This window comes from Kribbella caucasensis, assembly GCF_004361855.1.
Lineage (GTDB): Bacteria > Actinomycetota > Actinomycetes > Propionibacteriales > Kribbellaceae > Kribbella > Kribbella caucasensis.
Map to the genome: position 1 here is coordinate 86,603 of NZ_SNWQ01000014.1, position 18,869 is coordinate 105,471.

An 18,869-nucleotide genomic window follows, 5' to 3' on the forward strand; every position below is an offset into this window, starting at 1 on the left:
CACCCGCCGCTGGACCGGGCGGAGAACTCACCAGCCCGGACGCCGAACGACGTCGCCCTCCGGCGCCGCACTATGCCGCCCGCGATTCCCCTGCCCATCGTCCGAGTCGTCTCCCGACTCACCCGACGATGCCTGGTTGTTCGCCTCCCCAACCGGCCCCTGCTGCTCGGCCGCCTGCGACGGCCCCTCCTGGAACCACGGCTCAGCCTGCCCCTGCACAGCCTGCCCCTGCCCCGCCTGATACGGCACAGCCTCAGTGGGCGCCTGCGTCCCGTACACCCCCTCCGCCTGCTGAGGCTGGGGTTGGTAGGGCGCCTCCGCCTGCCGAGCTTCCGGCTGGTACGACGACGCGGCCTGCTGAGCCTGCGATTGATACGTCGACTCGGCCGGGTGCGCTTCCGGCTGGTACGACGACCCGGCCTGCTGTGCCTGCGGCTGGTACGGCGGCTCAGTCTGCTGGGCCTGCGGGTCGGGCCAGAGCTGGCTCTGAGCCGGAGCCGTCGACGCTGCTTGCCCCTGCGGATCCGGCCAGAACTGCGCCGGCGCCTGCCCCGGCACCGCAGGCCAGAACTCTGCCTTCTCCTGAGCCGCCCCCACCTGCTCCGCTTGAACGGGAGCGCTCGACCGAGCAGACTGCGCAGTCTGATCAGCTGCCGTCTGCGGAGGTGCCGTGTCCGGCCAGAACTGCTGGTTCGCCTGCGCCGGCTCCTGAGCCGGAGCCGGAGTGTGTGGCTGGACCGGGTACTCGGGCTGAGGGGGCACCTGCTCGTCCGCCTGCGCCGGCGCCTGAGGCTCGGCGGAGTACTGGGTCTCGGCCGGACGTTCGGGCTGAGCCGGGTACTCGGCCTGTGCGGGGTACTCGGGCTGAGCCGGGTACTCGGCCTGAGCCGGGTGCTCGGGCTGGGCGGGGTGCTCGGGCTGGGCGGACTCGCCCGACCAGAACTGCTCGGCTGACTGAGCCGGGGGGTCCGTCTGCGGTGGAGGCGAGTCGTACGTCGATGCCTCGGGCTGAGGTGCGGCCTGGGCGGAGGTGTCAGGCCAGAACTGCGCAGTCTGCTGCTGCGGCGGCGCCTCGGGCTGAGGTGCGGCCTGGGCAGGCGTATCAGGCCAGAACTGCGCTGTCTGCTGCTGCGGCGGCGGCGCCTCGAACTGCTGCGCTGCCTGGTACTGCTGCGTCGCCTCGGGCTGCTTCGTCGCCCTGTACTGCCCCGGCGTCTCGAACTGCTGCTGCTCCTCGAACTGCTGCTGCTCCTCGAACTGCTGCGGAGCCTGCGGCTGCTCGTAGGTCTGCGCCTGCTGTTGCACCTGCGGTTCGGACTGAGCGTGCGGCGGTTGAGGCGCGGGCTGGGCTGCCGGCTCGGACCAGCTCTGCGGTGCCGGCTGAGCGGGGGTACCGGGCTGCTCGTCGACCGAGTACGCGGCATGGGGCTCGATCAACGTCGGCGGCTCGTCCTGGTCCGGCTGCTGGTCGATGGCTGAGGGCTCAGCGGGGCTCGGCGGCTGCTGGGGCTGGTAGGACGGCCCGGTCTCGTACTGCGACTCGGGCTGGCGCGGCACGTCAGGGTGGATCGGCCTGTCAGCGTGGATCGGCGGAAGAGGCGGGGCTTGGGCGTAGGGCCGGGCCTCCGTCTCTTGCTGCCCGGGCTGCGCCGCGAAGTAGGCAGGAGCCTGAGGCTGCGGCTCGGTGGGGCTCGCGAGGGCGTTGTCGCGCTGCGGGTCGGACGCCGATGGCTCGGCCTCGGGCTGCGGCTCGAACGATGGCTGAGCCTCGGGCTGCGGCTCGAACGCCGACGGCTGGGCCTCGGGCTGCGGCTCGAACGCCGACGGCTGGGCCTCGGGCTGCGGCTCGGACGTTAGCCGGGCTTCGGGCTGCCGGTCGGACGTCCACGGCTGGGCGTCGGGCTGCGGGGCGGACGCCGACTGGGCATCCGGCTGCTGCGCGGCCGGTGCTGGTCGGGCTTCGCCCTCGATCGGGCCGGGGTACTCGGCCGGTGCCTCAGCTCGGGCGGACGACTCGGGCTCAGGCTGGGCGGCGGACTCAGCGTCAGCCGGGGCCGACGACTCGCGCCGCCACTGGTCGGTCGCATGCGCGCCGGCCGCAAACTGATCCGTCGCTGGCTGCTCCGTCGCAGGCTCGCCCGTCACGGGCTGGTCGGACACCAGCTCGCCGGCCACCGGCTGGTCGGACACCGGCTGGTCGGTCACCAGCCGGTCGGACACCGACTGATCGGGCGCTGGCTGATCGGGCACTGGCTGGGCAGTCGCCGACTGATCGGGCACTGGCTGGGCAGTCGCGGACTGATCGGGCGCTGGCTGGGCAATTGTCGGCTGGGCAATTGTCGGCTGGGCAATTGTCGGCTGGGCGATCGCACGCTGGTCAGCGGCGAGCCGGGCGGTTGCCGGGTCGGCGGGCTGGGCGGTGGCGGGGGTGGCGGGGTCGGGTTGGGCGGATTGTTCGGGGAAGTCGCCGCCTACCAGGATGGGCTTCTGGTAGCCGGTGTCGTCGAAGTCGGCAGGGTCGTAGTCGGCGCGTGCGGTGAAGCCGGCACCCTCCGGACCGTGCACGATCGGGGTGATGGCGCGTTCCAGGTCGGCGATCCGGCGGTCGCGTTCGGCGACCTCGCGGGCGACCCGTTCGAGCAGCGCGTCGACCTCGTCCATCCGGTATCCGCGCAGCCCCACACCGAAGCGCGCCGTCTCGATGTCGTCACCGGTGAGCGCCTGCCGCGCCGGGACGGACACGTCCGGCCGATCGTCGTACGCCGTGCTCATACCGCCCCAGCGCCCGGAGGCGACCACGGCGACTGCTCCGATCAAGAGCACGACAATCAAACCGAAGAACCACATCACGGGACCGATCGTGCCACGCCGGGGTGCTGCAACGCACAATCGATCCGGGATTCAGCCGCCATCCGGGATGACTCAGCTGCCATCCGAGCCCAGCCGGTGCGCCTCACGCCGTTCGCGCGCCTCGGGGCTCTCCGCCTCCGCGACATCGCGCGCCGCAGCCGCGGCGGCTTCCTCGGCGGCCGCGTCGGCGATCTCGCCGGCCTTGAGGATGTAGCTGATCGCCTCGTCCACGTCGTCGGTGATGGTGAACATCTCCAGGTCCGCCGCCGAGATCTTGCCGTCGGCAAGCATGGTCTCGCGCATCCAGTCCACCAGCCCGCTCCAGTACGACGTACCGAAGAGCACCACCGGGAACGACGTCACCTTGCGCGTCTGGGCCAGCGTGAGCGCCTCGAACATCTCGTCCAGCGTGCCGAACCCGCCCGGCATCACCACGAACCCCTGGGCGTACTTGACGAACATCGTCTTCCGGGTGAAGAAGTAGCGGAAGTTCATCCCGATGTCGACCCACTCGTTCAGGCCGTTCTCGAACGGCAGCTCGATCCCGAGCCCGACCGACACGCCGCCCGCCTCGGAGGCGCCCTTGTTCGCGGCCTCCATCACGCCCGGGCCGCCGCCGGTGATCACCGCGAACCCCGCGCCGACCAGTTTGCCGCCGAACTGCTCCGCGGCGGCGTACATGGGGTCGTCCGGCTTCGTCCGCGCGGACCCGAACACGCTGATCGCCGCCCCGAGCTCGGCGAGCATGCCGAAGCCCTCGATGAACTCCGACTGGATCCGCAGCACCCGCCACGGGTCGGTGTGCACCCAGTCCGACGGACCACGGCTGTCCAGCAGCCGCTGCTCGGACGTCGACTGCTGCACCTGGTTGCGGCGCATCACCACCGGCCCGCGCTGCTGGGACGGCTGCGGGACCTGTGGACGATCGGGGTGGATCGACGGATCTGCCATGCCCCCAGATTAGATGCCCGCACCTACCAGGGCTGGACGACGCCTAGGCCGTCAACCAAGTCCTCAACCGTTGTTCACACTGCTCGATCTCCGCCTCCGGGACGAACTCCTCCTGCTTGTGCGCGAGCAGCGGGTCGCCGGGACCGTAGTTCACCGCCGGTACGCCGAGCAGCGTGAACCGCGCGACGTCGGTCCACCCGAACTTCGGCTGCGGCTCCCCTCCCACCACAGCGAGGAACGCCGCCGCGGCCGGCCGCCCCAGCCCGGGCAGACCACCCGGCGCCGAATCCGTCACCTGCACCTCGAACCCGTCGAACACTTCCCGCAGGTGCGCCTCGGCCTCCGCCTCCGACCGGCTCGGCGCGAACCGGTAGTTGACCGTCACCATGCACAGATCCGGTACGACGTTGCCCGCGACCCCACCGCTGATCCCGACCGCGTTCAGCCCCTCGCGGTACTCGAGCCCGTCGATCGGCACCCGGCGCGGCTCGTACGCCGTCAACCGCGCGAGGATCTCCCTGGCCGCGTGGATCGCGTTCTTCCCCATCCAGGAGCGCGCCGAGTGCGCCCGCTCGCCCCGGGTGGTCACCTCGACCCGCATGGTCCCCTGGCAGCCCGCCTCGACCACACCGTTCGACGGCTCCATCACCACCGCGAACACGCCTTCCAGCAACTCCGGGTTGGACCGCGACAGCAGGTACAGCCCGTTCCGCTCGGCCTCGACCTCCTCGCAGTCGTAGAACACGTACGTGATGTCCCGGTTCGGCTCGGCCAGCGTCGCGGCGAGCCGGAGCCCGACGGCGACCCCGCCCTTCATGTCACACGCGCCGAGCCCGTGGATCAGCCCGTCGGCGCGCCGCGCAGGCAGGTTGTCGTTCAGCGGGACGGTGTCGAGGTGCCCGGCCAGCACGACTCGTTCGTCGCGGCCGAGGTCGGTCCGCGCGACCACGGTGTTGCCGTGCCGAAACACCTTCAGATGCGCGTACGCCGAGAGCGCGGCCTCGACCTTGTTCGCGATCTTCTCCTCGGTCCCACTGACCGAGGGAATGTCGACCAGCGCCGCGGCCAGATCGGGTCCGGACTGGGTCAGCTCAAGCTTCGTCATCGGCATCCTCGGCAGCTTCGTCAACGGGCGGCAGGAACACGCAGAACTCGTTGCCCCCGGGATCGGCGCAGACGTGCCAGCCGACCTCGTCATCCTTCGGCCGCAGCAGTGTCGCACCCGCGTCGAGCACGGGCTGCAGCTCGTCGGCGGTGACGTCCCAGTGAATCCGGTTCTTCACCGTCTTCGGCTCGGGCACCGGCATGAACACCCAGTACGGGAACGGCAGCCCCGGCACGTTCTCCAGCCAGTACCACGGGTTGGCCGGGTTGTGGTTGACGTCACCGCCAACCACTCCCGCCCACCATCGAGCCTGCGCTTCCGGGTCAGCCGAGTCCACTATCAACTCCATCAGCCGGTACTGCGGGACGCTGTCGCGTACGAATCCGCAGAACTCCCCGCCCTCCGGGTCCTCCATCACGGCCCAGTGCTGCTCGTCCGTGATAGGGCGCTGCACCTTCGCTCCGAGCTTCTCCAGTTCGTCGATAGAGCTGGTGAGCACGTCCAGGTGAACCCGCTGCTTCACCGTTCGCGGCTCAGGCACCTTGTTGATCCAGACCGTCTTCTCAGGTACGTCGCCAACCAGCACGGTCGGGTTGTCAGCAGGCGTAGTCAGGCCCAGCACCCGCCCCCAGAACGCGGTCATCGCACTGGTCGACCCCACGTCGATGCACAAGTCCTTGTACCTGGCCAAACTCATACCCAGAACACTAGTGCCGCCGACGGACCGGCCCAGAGTTGCGTCGCCCCCCGCCAACAGAACCCGCAGCCCACTCCGGTCACCTCCCGCCCACCCCTCCAACCACCGCCCGCCCCAGCACCACCCGGCACTGCACACCACCCGGCACGAGACCCCCTCAGGACGCGACACCATTCGACGCGGCCCATCGCTCGGGCCGCGACACACCCGGGACGAGTCTCCACTGGGCGCGAGACGCGCTGAACGAGACGGACCTGGTGAAGAAGATTGCAGGGCTGATCGCGGCCGGCCTGCACACCACCGGGACGCCTCACCACCCGGGGTGGCACACCACTCAGGACGCAACGCCGCTGGGCGCGGCACACCACCCCGGGAGCAACACCACCCGGGACGAGGCACCGCCCGAGGTGGCACACCACTCAAGACGCAACGCCGCTGGGCGCGGCACACCACCCCGGCGCGGCACACCATCCCGGGAGCAACACCACCCGGCACGAGGCACCGCCCGAGGTGGCACACCACTCAAGACGCAACGCCGCCCGGCGCAGCACACCACCCCGGGAGCAACACCACCCGGCACGAGGCACCGCCCGAGGTGGGACGCGACACCGCCCAGGACGAGGCACCACCCGAGGTGGGACGCGACACCGCCCAGGACGAGGCACCACCCGAGGTGGGACGCGACACCACCCACCACCCGGGACTTGACCGGACGCGAGACACCGCCCGGCGTGGCCACCCGGCGCGAGGCAACGCTTGGGACGGACACGCTAGGGACGGGATGGGTTGCGTCTGCGCGTGGGCTAGTGGCGCGCGACGGCAGGGGAGGTCGAGTAGCCCGCTGGGGGCCTCACCGACCCCTCCTCGTCCAGGTAGTTGAGGACGGTGTCGACCAGGTAGTCGATGGCGGTCTGGTGGGGCCGCGTGGGTCAGTCGGCTCCGGCGGTGGCGGGTGGTGAGTCGGCGTGCGGTGTGATGGATTGAGTGGGGTCGTCGGCCCAGGGGTCTGGGTAGTCGGCGAGGTTGCGGCGTAGCTGGTCGGCAATGGAATTGCCGAGTGGGCGGGAGAGCTCGCCGAGGGCGTGGGGCACCTGACCGGGTGGGTTGGGCACTGGGTCGGACGGCTCACCTACTCGGTCCGCCCGTTGGGCGGGGTCGATCCCGGGACCGCTGCCGTGCGCGGGATTGCTGTCGGACGGAGGTGGACCACCGGAGGCGGTACTGCTGGCCGGCGCAGGTCTGCTACCGGGCGCGGGACTACTACCGGACGCAGGTGCACCACCCGACGCGGGACTGCTGGCCGGCGCAGGTCTGCTACCGGGCGCGGGACTACTACCGGGCGCAGGTGCACCACCGGTCGCGGGACTGCTGGCGGGCGCGGGTCTGCTACCGGGCGCGGGACTACTACCGGGCGCAGGTGCACCACCCGACGCGGGACTGCTGGCCGGCGCAGGTCTGCTACCGGGCGCGGGACTACTACCGGGCGCAGGTGCACCACCGGTCGCGGGACTGCTGGCGGGCGCAGGTCTGCTACCGGGCGCGGGTCTCGTGCCGGGTGGTTCCACGCCGGTGCCGGTGCCGGGGGTGCCGGGGGTGCCGGTGCCGGGTGGTGGGTTGGTGGACCGGGGGTCTGGTGGTGGGTTGGTGGGGGTGGCCCAGCCGGGGCGGGACAGCACCGGGCGGCCGTTGAGCATGGTGATGGTCCAGTGGCCGTGGTGTACGTCGATGTGATGGGCCTTGCACAGCAGCACCAAGTTCTCGACGCGGGTCGGGCCTCCGTTGGCCCAGTGCACGAGGTGGTGGGCCTCGCACATCGCCGGCGGGGCGCCGCAGACGATGCAGCCCTTGTCGCGGGTGTTCAGGGCGCGGCGCATGGCGCGGTTGACGAAGCGTTCCTCGGTGCCGACATCGAGGGGTTCGGAGTTGGCGCCGAGGACGAGGGGGATGATGCCGGCGTCGCAGGCGAGGCGGCGGATCGCGGCGGCGGACAGGGTGCCGCCGTGGGCGAGGTCGCCGGTGCCGGTGCCGGCGAGCAGGTCGGCCAGGTTGATGGTGACGGTGATGTGGGGTTTGATGCCGCCGTGTCCGGGCGCGGCCGTCCCGGTGCCGGCGGCGACGGTGAGGGCGGTGACGAGGCCGTCGGCGTGGCGTTTGCCGCGGGGGCGGGGATCGGGTTGCCCGTCGGGGGTCTTGTGGGGTTTGGCGCCGGCGAAGATGACGGTCTGGAGGAGTTCGGCGTTGTCGGCGGCGAGGAAGCCGCCGAACTGGATGCCGTCGTCGCGGCGTTTCAGCCACAGGGTTTCCTTGGCGTGGGCGCGTTTCTCGGCCGGTTCGGCGCCGTCGGTGTCGAGCCGGTCCCGGACCTGTTTGCCCATCTTGCGCAGTTCGCCCGGTGACAGTAGTTGCGCGGCTCGCACCATCTGTTCCTCGGCGACCCGCAGATTCTCCACCGGCACGTTCGCCGCGGCCGGGACCCGCTCCAGGGCGTCGATGATCGCCTCGGCCTGGCCCGGATGCAGCACCAGCGGGCCACCCTCCCCGCCATCCTCCACACCACCGCCCGGGGCGGCGGCCGCGGCACCCACATCACCGTCGGCGCCCGAGTCCGCGCCCGTGCCCGCGTCCGTGCCCGCGTCCGAGCCCGTGCCCGCGTCCGTGCCGCCCGGGTCCGCGTCGGTGCCCGTGGATGCGCCGGCGTCCGTTCCCAAGCCCGAGTCCGAGTCCGCGCCCCTGCCCGCGTCGTCGTCGGCGTTCGCGTTGGTGGTGGGGTCGGTGTGCAGGGCTGTGTTCACGGCCTCGTACTTCGTGAGGGCTTTGGCGGTTTTGAGGTCGTGGCGGACGGTGGTGGGGTCGAGGCGGTGGCGGATGGCGATGAGTTGGACGGTGTTGCGGGCGCCGATTTCGGTGGCGTGGCCGTTGGCGTCGAGGGCGGCCAGCAGTTCGAGGCGGTAGGTGTTCATTCGGTTGAGGTCGGCCTGGAGTGTGTCGAGGGCGGACAGCATGTCGCTGCCGCTCATCGACCACACAGGCCGTTGCTCCAACCGTTCCATGACTACAACCGTAGACGACGCCGCCGACAGTTTTGATCCGAAAGCCCTTATCTACAAGGGAATTCAGGATTGTCTGGTTTCGGCCAAGTTGTCCACAGGGCCCAGGTTCAGGGTGTTGGGGAGTGCGTTCTGTGGTAGTGGCGTTGGACTCGGCCTCGGTTGGCGCAGGTGGGGGTGCACCAGGTCTGGCGGGGGTCGGTTTGGACGAAGTACTTGACGCAGCGGGCGGCCGGGCAGGCGCGGAGGCGGTCGCGGTCGGGGCTGGTGAGGAACGTGATGGCGGTGTGGGCGGTGGTCGCCAGGAGGAGGGTGTTCGGGGACTTCAACCGGCCGGACCAGAGGAGGTGGGGGTCGCCGGTGGGGGGCCAGGCGAGGTGTTGGGTGCCCAGGTGGTCTGCGGTCTTGTTGAGGTGTGCGATGGCCGCGGCGGGGGCGAGCAGGTTGGGCACGTCCGCCCGGGTGGGCTGCTGGACGGCGTGAGCGAAGAGGGAACGGATCGCCCGCCGCAACTCGAGCAGACCAGGCCGAACCCGCTCGGGGTCGACGTCAGCTGAAGCGAAGGGCCGCTCGGGGGTGATGCCAGCTGACCGGGCCTGCTCGGGGTCGAGGTCAGCCGAAGCGAAGGGCTGCTCGGGGTCGAGGTCAGCCGAAGCGAAGGGCTGCTCGGGGTCGAGGTCGGCTGAGGTGAAGGGCTGGCCGAGGACTTCGGCGACGAGAGGAGCCGCCTGGGCGATCCATGCTGCCACTCCGTCGACCGTGTCCAGGTCGTCGGCGACGCCGCCGTGGCCGTCGTGGTGGACGGTGCGGGAGAGCTCGAACGCCAGCGCGGTCATACGAACATCCTAATGGGATCCGCCATTGCTGCCATATGGTTCGATGATCTAGAGTCACTAACGCCAACGAGGATGACTACCGTTAGGAGACTCCAGATGCTGAAGCCCGAGGTACGCGCTGCCGCCGACCGACTCAACGCAGTACTGGCCGGGGTTGACGACGACACGGCGCGGGCGGCGTCCGGGCTGCCCGGGTGGTCGCGCGGGCACGTGATGGCGCATCTGGCGAACTTCAGCGACGCGATGACGCGACAGGTGGAGGAGGCGCTCGCGGGACGGCTGGTCGAGATGTACGACGGCGGCCGGCCGGCCCGGGACGCGGCGATCGAGGCCGATTCGGGGAAGTCCGCTCAGGAACTCAAGGACCACGTGGCCGTGGCGACGGGCAACCTGATCGCGGCGTGGGAGAAGGTCGACGACTGGACCCGGCCGGTCACTTATCGGGACAGCGACCTGACCGCAACCGCCTACTGTGGCTGGCGCGAGCTCGAGATCCACACGATCGACCTGGCCCTGGAGCCGACCAGCGACGACTGGTCCGAGGAGTTCTGCCTGCACCTCCTGGACTTCCTCCGCCCGCGCACCCCCGAGGGCATCAAGCTGGTCCTCGATGCAGGCGACGCGAAGTGGGAGAACGGCGACGGCCCGACCCAGGTCGTCGAAGGCAAGCTCACCGACCTGACTGCCTGGCTGGCCGGCCGCGAGCCCCGGCAAGCCCTGGTGGGCGACCTGCCGGAGCTGCAGCCCTGGCCGTGACCAAGCCGAAGCCGGCCCGACCAGCGAGCGGCGCGGATCAGTCGATAGTGAAGTCGTCCAGCTGGATCCAGGTGTCGGTGCCGGGAGCGTTGAAGCCCGCGTAGACGGTGACCTCATGCACCCCGGCGGGGATGGTGACGGTCACCTCGTGGTGGACGTAGCCGGTTGACGCGCCGAAGGTCTTCGAGGCGAGATCCTGAGAGCCGACACGTACTCCGAACCGACCCTGGCCGTCCGGCAGCCCGGCTGACGCGTTGATCCACGAGCCGACCTTGTACGTCGTGCCCGGGACCACCGGCACCTTCTGGGTCAACGCGCTCCAGCCGGTGCCGGAGGTCCGGATCCAGCCGTTGTTCGCGCCGGAGTGGGCGAACCCGAGCCCACGGTCCACCCCGTTCGCCGCCGTCCCCTCGAAGATCCAGGCCGGCTTCCCACTCCCGAACGCCTCGAAGCCGCCATCAGCCAACTGCGCGACGTACCGGACCGCCACCTCGGCGACCGACGTGAAGCTCCGCGTCCCACCCGGCAGCCCGATCACCCGGATCCCGTCCGTTTCGACCGTCGGGAAAGTCAACGTGTACGTCGTATTCGCGCCCGCCGACGCGTCCCCCGGATACGCCGGCGACACCGACTGCGCGCCGACCTCGACCCACGAGCCGTCGACCTTGACCTGCACCCGCGGCCGACCCGTGAAGTACCCGCCCTGCGCCGACACCGCGCCCGAGGTGAACTCGACCCGGTTGATCCGGTGCTTCGCCGGCCACTCGTATCCCCACCACGAAGCACCCTTCACCTCGTCGTCGGAGTCGGTCTCGCTCCCGGTCGTCACCCCGTCGTTCAGCAACGCAAGGCTCCCCGACTGCGACGACTTCGAGATCGCGACCGCACCCGAAGCCGGCGCGGCCAGGTTGGCGTCGGACGGCAGCTCGGTCGCGGGCGCGTCGGAGCCAGGTGTCAGCACCAGTTTCCGCAGGTTGAAGTTGTAGACGGAGGTCCCGATCCCGCCACCACCGCACGGGCACACGTTCGCCTGCAGGTACATCGTCTTCCCGTCCGGCTGCACGAACTTGGACGGGATCGTCACCCCTAGCCGCCGTACTTCGAGGTCGACCACGGGTACCCGCCGAAGTCCTTGCTGAGGAAGTGTTTCCACGGCCCCCACGGCGTCGGCGCCTCGTAGAACTCGAACGTGTACTCCGTCCACGAGGTGTAGACATATCGCTGTTGCGCGGCCAAGTACGTAACCCCGCCTTGGCTGATCACGCTCAAGTTGCTCGCGTTCGTCCCGTACGTCTGTGCGTAGAGCCGGCGCTGATCCGTCAGCACCGGCCGCCGGTCGTCGAGCTTGGACGACCACGTCGGCCTGCCCCGCTCGTTGCTCCCGGCAAAGAATTCCCACGCCCTCCGATCCTGCACCTTGGTCTTCGGAACGCGAGCCAGATACACGCTCTGCGGGTCCGCCACGGTGTCGTCGAAGGAGTCCCGCCAGTTCCCGTCCAACCCGTACGCGTACACGTACCCGTCGGGCGCGGCCGCTCCGCCCTTGCCATAGTCGGCGAACCAGATCGTGGTGAACACGTGGTTCGCGAACATCGGCTTGTTCTTGTCCCACGTCCAGGTCCGCCCGTGATCGGTGGACTTGAGGATCGTCGCGGCCGGTACGTCGTTGAAGTCCAGCGCGAGATCCTGCACCGCCAAGTACATCGTGTCGCCGACGCACACCATGCCGGTGGGCTTGCGGTTGTACCCGCCTCCCGACCAGATCGAGCCGACCTGGTCACCCCGGGCGATCGTCGTACCGGAGAGGTTGCCGGGCTCCCCCTTCACCTCGTTGACCGCGATGTCGGCGAACTCGGCGTCCAGGCTGAACCCCTTGCCGTCCCCGTTCGCGGTGTACAAGTTGCCGTTGCCGGCCCAGCAGGACGGCCAGAGGTCGCCGTCGCTCGCACTCGGCATCCCCTTGGACTCCACCGTGCTGGTGCCGATGTACGTGCTCGCACCACCCGCGGGAGTCGAGCCGCCGGGCGACGATTGGGTCAGGACAGCGGCCGAGCCGAGTACGAGCGGCAGGACGGCCAACAACGCTCCACGTTTCACAGCACAGTCCCTGCTTTCACTTGAGGCCGGTGGTCTTCATCGCGTCGACCAGGCGTTTCTGGCCGGCCACGAAGACCACGACGGTCGGGATCGCCGCGATCACGGCGGCGGCGAGGATCAGGTTCCAGGCCGAGGAGTACTGGCCCTGCATGCCGGCGATGCCCTGCTGGATCATCCGCAGGTCCGGGTTCCGCGTGATCGTGAGCGGCCAGAGGAACGCGTTCCAGTTGGCCAGGAAGAAGAGCACGGACAAGGAAGCGAGTACCGGCCGGCTCAACGGCAGGATGACGCTCCAGTAACGCCGCCAGTACCCGCAGCCGTCCAGGTCGGCCGCTTCCTCCAGCTCGCGCGGGATGCTCAGGTAGTACTGCCGCAGCAGGAAGATGCCGAAGGCATGGAAGATGCTCGGCACGATCAGTCCGGCGTAGCTGTCCAGCAGGCCGAGCTGCTTGGCCACCAGAAACAGCGGCACCAGGATCACCGGCAGCGAGACGAGCAGCGTCGACATGATGGCGGAGAAGATGATCCCGCGACCCGGGAACCGCAGCCGAGCCAGCGCGTACGCCGCCATCGAGTGGAAGAACAACGCGATGATCGTGACGACCACCGACACCAGCGCACTGTTCAGCATGAACCTTGGCAGCGGAACCTTCAGCAGCACATACCGCAGGTTGTCCAACGTCCACGTCGACGGCCACCCCGAGGCGAAGACCTCCTCGGCCGGTTTGAACACGCTGACCAGAACCCACAGCAGCGGCGCCACCGCGATCAACGCCAGTACGTGCGCGAGCACTGGAAGAACGAACCTACTCCTCATCGAAGCGACCTCCCCGGGTCAGCGCGAACATGAGACCCGTACAGATCACCAGCAACGCGACAACCACGGTGGTGAGCGCTGTTGCGTAGCCGATGTTGTTGAAGGTGAAGGCCTGCTCGTAGATGTAGAGCACCACCGTGCTGGTGGACCGGGCCGGGCCACCGGCTGTGAGCACGTAAACCAGGTCGAAGGCCTGCAGCCCGGTCACCGCGCCGATCGTGGAGTTGACCACCACGAAGAAGCTGGTCGGGCGGAGCAACGGCCAGATGACGTAGCGGAAGCGCTGCCATGAGCCGGCCCCGTCGATGTGAGCGGCGTCCTCCAGCTCCTTCGGCACGTCCTTCAGCCCGGCCAGAAACACCAGCATCTGGTAGCCCATGATGAACCACACGCTGATCACCACGTAGGTGCCCAGCGCCAGGGACGGCGTGCCGAGGAACGACACGTCCTCCAGACCGAAAGGCGCCAGCAGGCTCGAGATCGCGCCCCGTTTGTCCACCAGGAGGAACTGCCAGAGCAGGCCGACAACGACCAGACTGACAACGTTCGGCAGGAAGAACGCTGAGCGGACCCAGCCGATACCCTTGAACTTGTTCCGGACCAGCATGGCCAGCGCGAGACTGACCACGAAGGCGATCGGCACGTACGTGATCACGTAGGTTCCGGTGACCTTCAGCGATGCCAGCAGCTGATCGTCCGAGCCCATCAGCTTGTAGTTGGCGAGCCCGACGTACTGGTAGTTGCCGAAGCCGTCCACCTTGAACAGGGCGACCGCGAAGGCGAGCACCATCGGCAACGCGACGAACACCAGCAGGCCGATCACGTCGGGCGCGAGGAAGGCGTACGCCGCTACCGCCTCGCGCTGCTTCCGCGTCAACGACCGCTTCTGCTTCTCCCCTGGCGTCCCAGCCTTCACCAGAGGCTTGGAGCGAGGTGCTGTTGTGGTAGCCATCAGCTGATGGGCGCGCCCTGGTAGGTCTTCAGGAAGGTGTCGATCTTCTCGGCCGCGTCGGCCGCCGCCTTGCCGGGATCAGTCGCGTTCAGCTGGCAGGCCTGGATCGCGTCCGCGATCGGCTGGTACACCTCCGGTGGGAACCGCGGCTCGGGCTGACCGGTCGGGGCGATCTCGCTGACGAACTTCTTCAGCACGCCTTCGGCGAACGCGCCCTGGCTGTCCGCGGCCTGCTGCACCGACTTGCGCGGCGGCACGTTGGTCTTGACCACGGTGTTCCACTGCCGGCCGCGCTCGACGCCCTCGGCATCGGTCGACCCGAGCGCCCAGGCGATGAACTTGGCCGCCGCCTCCGGGTTCTTTCCCTTCGCGTTCGCCACGAAGGCCCAGCCGCCGAGGTCGGTGGCCTGCTTGCCGCCCTCAGGGGTCGGGTGCGGAATGATCCCGTACTTGGTCTTCTGACCCTTGGCGCGCATGTCCGAGACCGCCCAGATGCCGCTCTGCTGCATCGCCGCAGCGCCCGCGCCCAGGTTCGCCAAGACGTCACCACCGCCGCCGCCGAGGGCCTTGCGCGGCGCCACCTTGCTCTGGATCGTGTCCTGCCAGAACTTCAGCGCCTGCACCGCGGCCGGCGTGTCAAAGGCGACCTTGCCGTCCTTGATCACGGCACCGTCGCCCTGCCACAGGAACGGGTACCAGGTGAAGTTCTGGTAGTACCCGGGCGCCGTCTCGAACATCACGCCGTACTTGTTCTTGCCGGTCAGCTTCTGCGCGACGGCGAGGGTCTGGTCCCAGGTCTTCGGCAGGTCCGCCTCGGACAGCCCGGCCTTCTCGAACGCGGCCTCGCTGTAGTACATCGCGAGCGGTTCGATCTCCATCGGCAGTCCGTAGATCTTGCCGTCGACGCTGCGCGCCTCCAGCATGCCGGGCAGGTAGTCGGCCTTCGTCTGGTCGGACAGCTGCGCGGAAAGGTCCTGCAGCACGCCGCCGTTGTAGTAGCGGAGGAAGTCGCCCGGGCTGATCAGGAAGATGTCCGGGCCCTGGCCGGCCTGGAACGCCGTCTGCAAGACGTTGCCGCCGAGATACTCCTTGCCCGGGATGTAGCGGAGCTCGACCTTGACGTCGTTGTTCGCGTTCCACTGCTCGGCGAGGGAGACGAACCACTTGCTCTGCGGGCCGTTGTCGTCGGCCGGTCCGTAGAAGTTCCAGAACGACATTTCTTTGCCGTCGCCGCCACCGCTGGAGTCACCTCCGCACGCGGTCAGCAGCGGTCCGGCGAAGGCCGAGGCCGCCAGCGCGCCGAGGCCACCGCGCAGCACAGAACGGCGGCCAATCGGCCGGTTGAGAAAGGGATCTGCGGACATCAGAAGCTCCAGGGGGTGTGCGTGTCCGGCGGGCAATCGATTTCTCGCAATCTACGAGGAGCGCCGGGAACGGTCAAGAGTCGACGGCCGGGAAGTTTGATCAGATCGAGCAAGCCGCCTTGTTTTGAACAACATGCAGGCGTTGACACTTCTCGCCCTGCTGCCTACGCTGCGGAAATCGATTTCTGACTACAGACCGAAAGCAGGTCGAGGATGCCCGTACCACGAGACCTCGTCACCGAAGGGCTGGCGGCGGCTCGGAACGCGATCGAGACCGAGGCCGCGGCTGTGTCCGCATTGGCCGATCGGCTGGACGGCGTCTTCCTCGACGTACTGATCGCGGTCGCGACCTGCGAAGGGCACCTGGTCGTCACCGGACTCGGCAAGTCCGGTCTGGTCGGCCGGAAGATCGCGGCCACCCTCGCCTCGACCGGGACACCGGCGACCTTCATCCACTCCGGCGACGCGCTGCACGGGGACTCCGGCGCGGTGACCTCGCGCGATCTCGTGCTCGCGTTGTCGGCGTCCGGGGAGACGGCCGAGGTGTGCGCGTTCGCCCGGATGCTGGCCGACCGCGGCATCCCCGTGATCGCGATGACCGGCGCGGAGCACTCCACCCTGGCCAAGCTCGCGCCGTACACGCTCGACACGATGGTGCTGCGCGAGGCCGATCCGCTGAACCTCGCCCCGACCGCGTCGACCACCGCCGCGTTGGTGATGGGCGACGCGCTCGCCTGCGCCCTCGTCGTACTGCGGGACTTCACCCACCACGACTTCGCGAAGTTCCACCCATCGGGCGCACTCGGCCGAAAGCTGCTGGGAGACCAGGCATGAGCCGGTACGACGTGTGCGTGCTCGGGTCGTTCATGAAGGACCTGGTGGCCAGCGCGGAACGGCGACCGCTCCCGGGCGAGACCTTGCACGGAACGGGTTTCGCGGAGTTCCTCGGCGGCAAAGGCGTGAACCAGGCGATCGCCGCGGCCCGGATGGGAGCGCGCACCGCGATCGTCGGCACCATCGGCGACGACCGGTACGGCGAGGAGTTCCTCGAGCTGCTGAAGACCGACGGCGTCGACACCGGCTGGGTGGTCCGGCATCCCGAGCTCGGGACCGGCGTGGGCCTGCCACTGGTGCTGCCGGACGGGAGCAACTCGATCATCATCGTGTCGCGGGCGAACGCGGCGATCACCCCGGACGACATCGAGGCCGCCGGCGAGGTACTGACCGGGAGCCGCGTCCTCAGTGTCCAACTCGAACTCCCGGTCGAGGCGAGTAGGGCTGCCCTCCGGCTCGCCTCGACCGCGGGTGTGACGACGGTCCTCACCCCGGCGCCGGTCGGACCGGTCGATCCGTCTTTGGCGGAGTTCGTCGACATCCTGGTCCCGAACGAGGTGGAGGCCGCTGCACTCACCGGACTCGACTGCGACGACTCGCAGGTGGCGGTGATCGCCCGGAAGCTCGCCGACGAGTGGGATCTGCGTGGGTGTGTGGTGACGCTCGGGTCGCGGGGTGCGTTCGTGCTGGATCGTTCGGCCGAGCTCGAGGTTCGCGTGCCGGCGTACAAGGTCGCCACTGTGGACACAGTCGGGGCCGGGGATGCGTTCTGTGGATCGCTCGCGGCCTCGCTGGCAGAGGGGGCCGGGCTCGCGGACGCAGTACGGCTGGCAAACGCTGCCGGGGCGCTGTCGACGACGGTCGACGGGGCAGCGGCCTCGGCCCCGGATCGGGCCGCCGCCCTGGCCCTGCTGGACGCGGGTGTTGATGCCGGCGTTGACGCGGAGGTTCCGGAGCCAGCTGACGCGTCACGCTTTCCCGTCGGACCGCCACCTTCGTGAGACGCTAGTGCCGTCCAGACGGCAAGCAGGCCTCAAACGGGGAGCGAGCATGACGACGATCTACGACGTCGCGCGTAGATCCGGCGTGTCTCCGGCCACCGTCTCCCGGGTGCTGAGCGGGCGGCGCAACGTCGACCCCGAGCTGTCCGAGAAGGTCCGCGCCGCGGTCGCCGAGCTCAGGTACCGGCCGAACGGCGTGGCCCGGAACCTGCGGAAGGCGAGTACCAACCTCTGGGCCGTGGTCATCTCCGACATCGAGAACCCGTTCTTCACCTCGCTGGTCCGCGGCCTCGAGGACGTCGCGCAGACCGAGGGCTACCACGTCGTGCTGTGCAACTCCGACGAGGATCCGGCCAAGGAGGCGGCGTACGCGTCCGCGGTACTGACCGAGCAGATGGCCGGTGTGGTCATCTCGCCGACGTCGACCGCCGATGGCGTCCAGGTGCTCGCAGAGGCGAAGACGCCGATGGTGCTGATCGACCGCCGGGTCGAGGGCGTCGAGGCCGACAGCGTCCTGGTCGACAACGAACACGGCGCCACCGAAGGCGTACGCCACCTGATCGAAGGCGGCTACCGCCGGATCGCCTGTATCACCGGGCCCCGGCGGGTCAGTACGGCGATGGACCGGCTGGCCGGATACCGCGCGGCCCTGCGTGGCGGCGGGATCCGGTACGACAAGGACCTGGTCCGGCACGCCGACTTCCGCGAGGCCGGCGGGTTCGCCGCGATGGAGAGCCTGCTGGAGCTGGGCGAACCCCCTGAAGCGCTCTTCGCCGCGAACAACCTGATGACCGTCGGCGCGCTCGAATGCCTGGCGAAACGCGGCCTCCGGGCACCCGACGACATCGCCGTGGTCGGCTTCGACGACATCCCCTGGGCCGACCTGGTCGTCCCCAGCCTCACCACCGTCGCCCAGCCCACCTACGAACTGGGCCGCACCGCCGGCTTGCTGTTGAAGGACCGAATCGCCTCCCCCGGCCGCCCACCCTCCACAGTCACCCTCCGCACCGAACTCCACATCCGCTCAACCTCAGCCCCCAAACCCTGACCCACGCCAACCTGAAACTGGTAGGCTCAGGATCACGAGGCCTTCGATGGCCGCGGAGAGAACGCCAGGTCTGCTGCCAGACCCTTCCGGTTCCACCGGCTGCGGCGCTCCGGACCATCGAAGGCCTCGTCCTTCCCCCTCAAAGCCCGCCGCCAGGCCACCACGGGTACGACTCCATCACCCGCTGCGCCAGCACGTTGAAGCCGTGCCCCCAAGACCTGCCGTCCACCCGCCGCAACTGGTGTCGAACCGCCAGTAGATGGTGCGCCTCGAACCCCCCGAACTCATCCGGCTCGAGCGCCGCCCGCAACATCCCGGCGTACTGATCCGCGGCCTGCAGACCGTCCAGCTGTCCGGCACCCAGAAACCTTGGCCGCCCACGCAGCAGCTCCCACGGCATCCACCCAGCCTGGTTCGCCTTCTTCTTCGCCAGGTACCCGAGCGTCTCCTGGTGCGGAAACCCACGGACATGCCCGAAGTTGGCCACCACGTCCCGAGCACCGCCGGGTCGTGT

16 protein-coding genes are annotated in these 18,869 nt (G+C 69.3%); 4 read left to right on the forward strand and 12 right to left on the reverse strand.

Features of this window, described 5'->3' with window-relative positions; all coding sequences use genetic code 11:
- Positions 1-27 precede the first annotated feature (27 nt).
- The 6 genes from EV643_RS26670 to EV643_RS26700 form a co-directional block, all read right to left on the reverse strand.
- Positions 28-2,817, reverse strand: coding sequence for a DivIVA domain-containing protein (locus EV643_RS26670; RefSeq protein ID WP_166665589.1), 2,790 nt, complete (start codon positions 2,815-2,817; stop codon positions 28-30).
- Positions 2,818-2,922: 105 nt separating this feature from the next.
- Positions 2,923-3,801: an LOG family protein gene (locus tag EV643_RS26675; RefSeq protein ID WP_133802895.1), complete on the reverse strand. Its 879-nt coding sequence runs from the start codon at positions 3,799-3,801 to the stop codon at positions 2,923-2,925.
- Positions 3,802-3,844: 43 nt separating this feature from the next.
- Positions 3,845-4,906, reverse strand: coding sequence for a succinyl-diaminopimelate desuccinylase (gene dapE, locus EV643_RS26680; RefSeq protein WP_202869773.1), 1,062 nt, complete (start codon positions 4,904-4,906; stop codon positions 3,845-3,847).
- Positions 4,893-5,603: a VOC family protein gene (locus tag EV643_RS26685; protein WP_133802897.1), complete on the reverse strand. Its 711-nt coding sequence runs from the start codon at positions 5,601-5,603 to the stop codon at positions 4,893-4,895. The genes dapE and EV643_RS26685 overlap by 14 nt, the downstream gene beginning before the upstream one ends.
- A 929-nt stretch (positions 5,604-6,532) precedes the next feature.
- Positions 6,533-8,653 carry an HNH endonuclease signature motif containing protein gene (locus EV643_RS26695; RefSeq protein ID WP_238165822.1) on the reverse strand — a complete coding sequence of 707 codons (2,121 nt, stop codon included), beginning with the start codon at positions 8,651-8,653 and terminating at the stop codon, positions 6,533-6,535.
- Between the two features lie 107 nt (positions 8,654-8,760).
- Positions 8,761-9,486, reverse strand: coding sequence for a CGNR zinc finger domain-containing protein (locus tag EV643_RS26700; protein WP_133802899.1), 726 nt, complete (start codon positions 9,484-9,486; stop codon positions 8,761-8,763).
- Between the two features lie 96 nt (positions 9,487-9,582).
- Here EV643_RS26700 and EV643_RS26705 point away from each other — a divergent pair, with 96 nt between their 5' ends.
- On the forward strand, positions 9,583-10,242 hold the full coding sequence (locus EV643_RS26705) for a maleylpyruvate isomerase family mycothiol-dependent enzyme (RefSeq protein ID WP_133802900.1): 660 nt from the start codon (positions 9,583-9,585) through the stop codon (positions 10,240-10,242).
- 37 nt (positions 10,243-10,279) lie between these two features.
- On the opposite strand, the gene EV643_RS26710 is transcribed toward EV643_RS26705, so the two are convergent.
- The 5 genes from EV643_RS26710 to EV643_RS26730 are packed head-to-tail and all read right to left on the reverse strand — an operon-like array spanning position 10,280 to position 15,472.
- Positions 10,280-11,356, reverse strand: coding sequence for a hypothetical protein (locus tag EV643_RS26710; RefSeq protein WP_133802901.1), 1,077 nt, complete (start codon positions 11,354-11,356; stop codon positions 10,280-10,282).
- A complete protein-coding gene (locus tag EV643_RS26715; protein ID WP_133802902.1) occupies positions 11,329-12,339 on the reverse strand; it encodes a DUF5005 domain-containing protein in 1,011 nt (336 codons plus the stop codon). Before EV643_RS26715 ends, EV643_RS26710 begins: the two co-directional genes overlap by 28 nt.
- Positions 12,340-12,355: 16 nt before the next feature.
- Positions 12,356-13,156, reverse strand: a complete 801-nt coding sequence (locus tag EV643_RS26720; protein WP_133802903.1) for a carbohydrate ABC transporter permease — start codon at positions 13,154-13,156, stop codon at positions 12,356-12,358.
- Complete coding sequence (locus tag EV643_RS26725) at positions 13,146-14,108, reverse strand: carbohydrate ABC transporter permease (protein ID WP_133802904.1); 963 nt, start codon at positions 14,106-14,108, stop codon at positions 13,146-13,148. The genes EV643_RS26720 and EV643_RS26725 overlap by 11 nt, the downstream gene beginning before the upstream one ends.
- Entirely contained in the window at positions 14,108-15,472 is a 1,365-nt protein-coding gene (locus tag EV643_RS26730; RefSeq protein WP_133802905.1) for an ABC transporter substrate-binding protein, read from the reverse strand. The genes EV643_RS26725 and EV643_RS26730 overlap by 1 nt, the downstream gene beginning before the upstream one ends.
- A 213-nt stretch (positions 15,473-15,685) precedes the next feature.
- Between EV643_RS26730 and EV643_RS26735 the strand changes: the two genes are divergently transcribed.
- From EV643_RS26735 to EV643_RS26745, 3 genes are read left to right on the forward strand one after another with little or no spacing between them, the layout of a single operon-like run.
- Positions 15,686-16,306, forward strand: coding sequence for a KpsF/GutQ family sugar-phosphate isomerase (locus EV643_RS26735; RefSeq protein WP_133802906.1), 621 nt, complete (start codon positions 15,686-15,688; stop codon positions 16,304-16,306).
- Positions 16,303-17,307 (forward strand): ribokinase, encoded by a 1,005-nt coding sequence (locus EV643_RS26740; protein ID WP_133802907.1) that lies wholly within the window; start codon positions 16,303-16,305, stop codon positions 17,305-17,307. The genes EV643_RS26735 and EV643_RS26740 overlap by 4 nt, the downstream gene beginning before the upstream one ends.
- A 49-nt stretch (positions 17,308-17,356) precedes the next feature.
- Positions 17,357-18,355: a LacI family DNA-binding transcriptional regulator gene (locus EV643_RS26745; RefSeq protein ID WP_133802908.1), complete on the forward strand. Its 999-nt coding sequence runs from the start codon at positions 17,357-17,359 to the stop codon at positions 18,353-18,355.
- A 139-nt stretch (positions 18,356-18,494) separates the two neighbouring features.
- Here the strand turns inward: EV643_RS26745 and EV643_RS26750 are convergent, their stop codons facing one another.
- Positions 18,495-18,845 (reverse strand): hypothetical protein, encoded by a 351-nt coding sequence (locus tag EV643_RS26750; RefSeq protein ID WP_133802909.1) that lies wholly within the window; start codon positions 18,843-18,845, stop codon positions 18,495-18,497.
- Positions 18,846-18,869 lie beyond the last annotated feature (24 nt).

Coding starts and splice junctions, on each gene's coding strand:
- EV643_RS26720 (WP_133802903.1), bottom strand. CDS start 13,156: ATGAGGAGTAGGTTCGTTCTTCCAGTGCTCGCGCACGTACTGGCGTTG.
- EV643_RS26685 (WP_133802897.1), bottom strand. CDS start 5,603: ATGAGTTTGGCCAGGTACAAGGACTTGTGCATCGACGTGGGGTCGACC.
- EV643_RS26735 (WP_133802906.1), top strand. CDS start 15,686: ATGCCCGTACCACGAGACCTCGTCACCGAAGGGCTGGCGGCGGCTCGG.
- EV643_RS26740 (WP_133802907.1), top strand. CDS start 16,303: ATGAGCCGGTACGACGTGTGCGTGCTCGGGTCGTTCATGAAGGACCTG.
- EV643_RS26725 (WP_133802904.1), bottom strand. CDS start 14,108: ATGGCTACCACAACAGCACCTCGCTCCAAGCCTCTGGTGAAGGCTGGG.
- dapE (WP_202869773.1), bottom strand. CDS start 4,906: ATGACGAAGCTTGAGCTGACCCAGTCCGGACCCGATCTGGCCGCGGCG.
- EV643_RS26705 (WP_133802900.1), top strand. CDS start 9,583: ATGCTGAAGCCCGAGGTACGCGCTGCCGCCGACCGACTCAACGCAGTA.
- EV643_RS26745 (WP_133802908.1), top strand. CDS start 17,357: ATGACGACGATCTACGACGTCGCGCGTAGATCCGGCGTGTCTCCGGCC.
- EV643_RS26695 (WP_238165822.1), bottom strand. CDS start 8,653: ATGGAACGGTTGGAGCAACGGCCTGTGTGGTCGATGAGCGGCAGCGAC.
- EV643_RS26730 (WP_133802905.1), bottom strand. CDS start 15,472: ATGTCCGCAGATCCCTTTCTCAACCGGCCGATTGGCCGCCGTTCTGTG.
- EV643_RS26675 (WP_133802895.1), bottom strand. CDS start 3,801: ATGGCAGATCCGTCGATCCACCCCGATCGTCCACAGGTCCCGCAGCCG.
- EV643_RS26700 (WP_133802899.1), bottom strand. CDS start 9,486: ATGACCGCGCTGGCGTTCGAGCTCTCCCGCACCGTCCACCACGACGGC.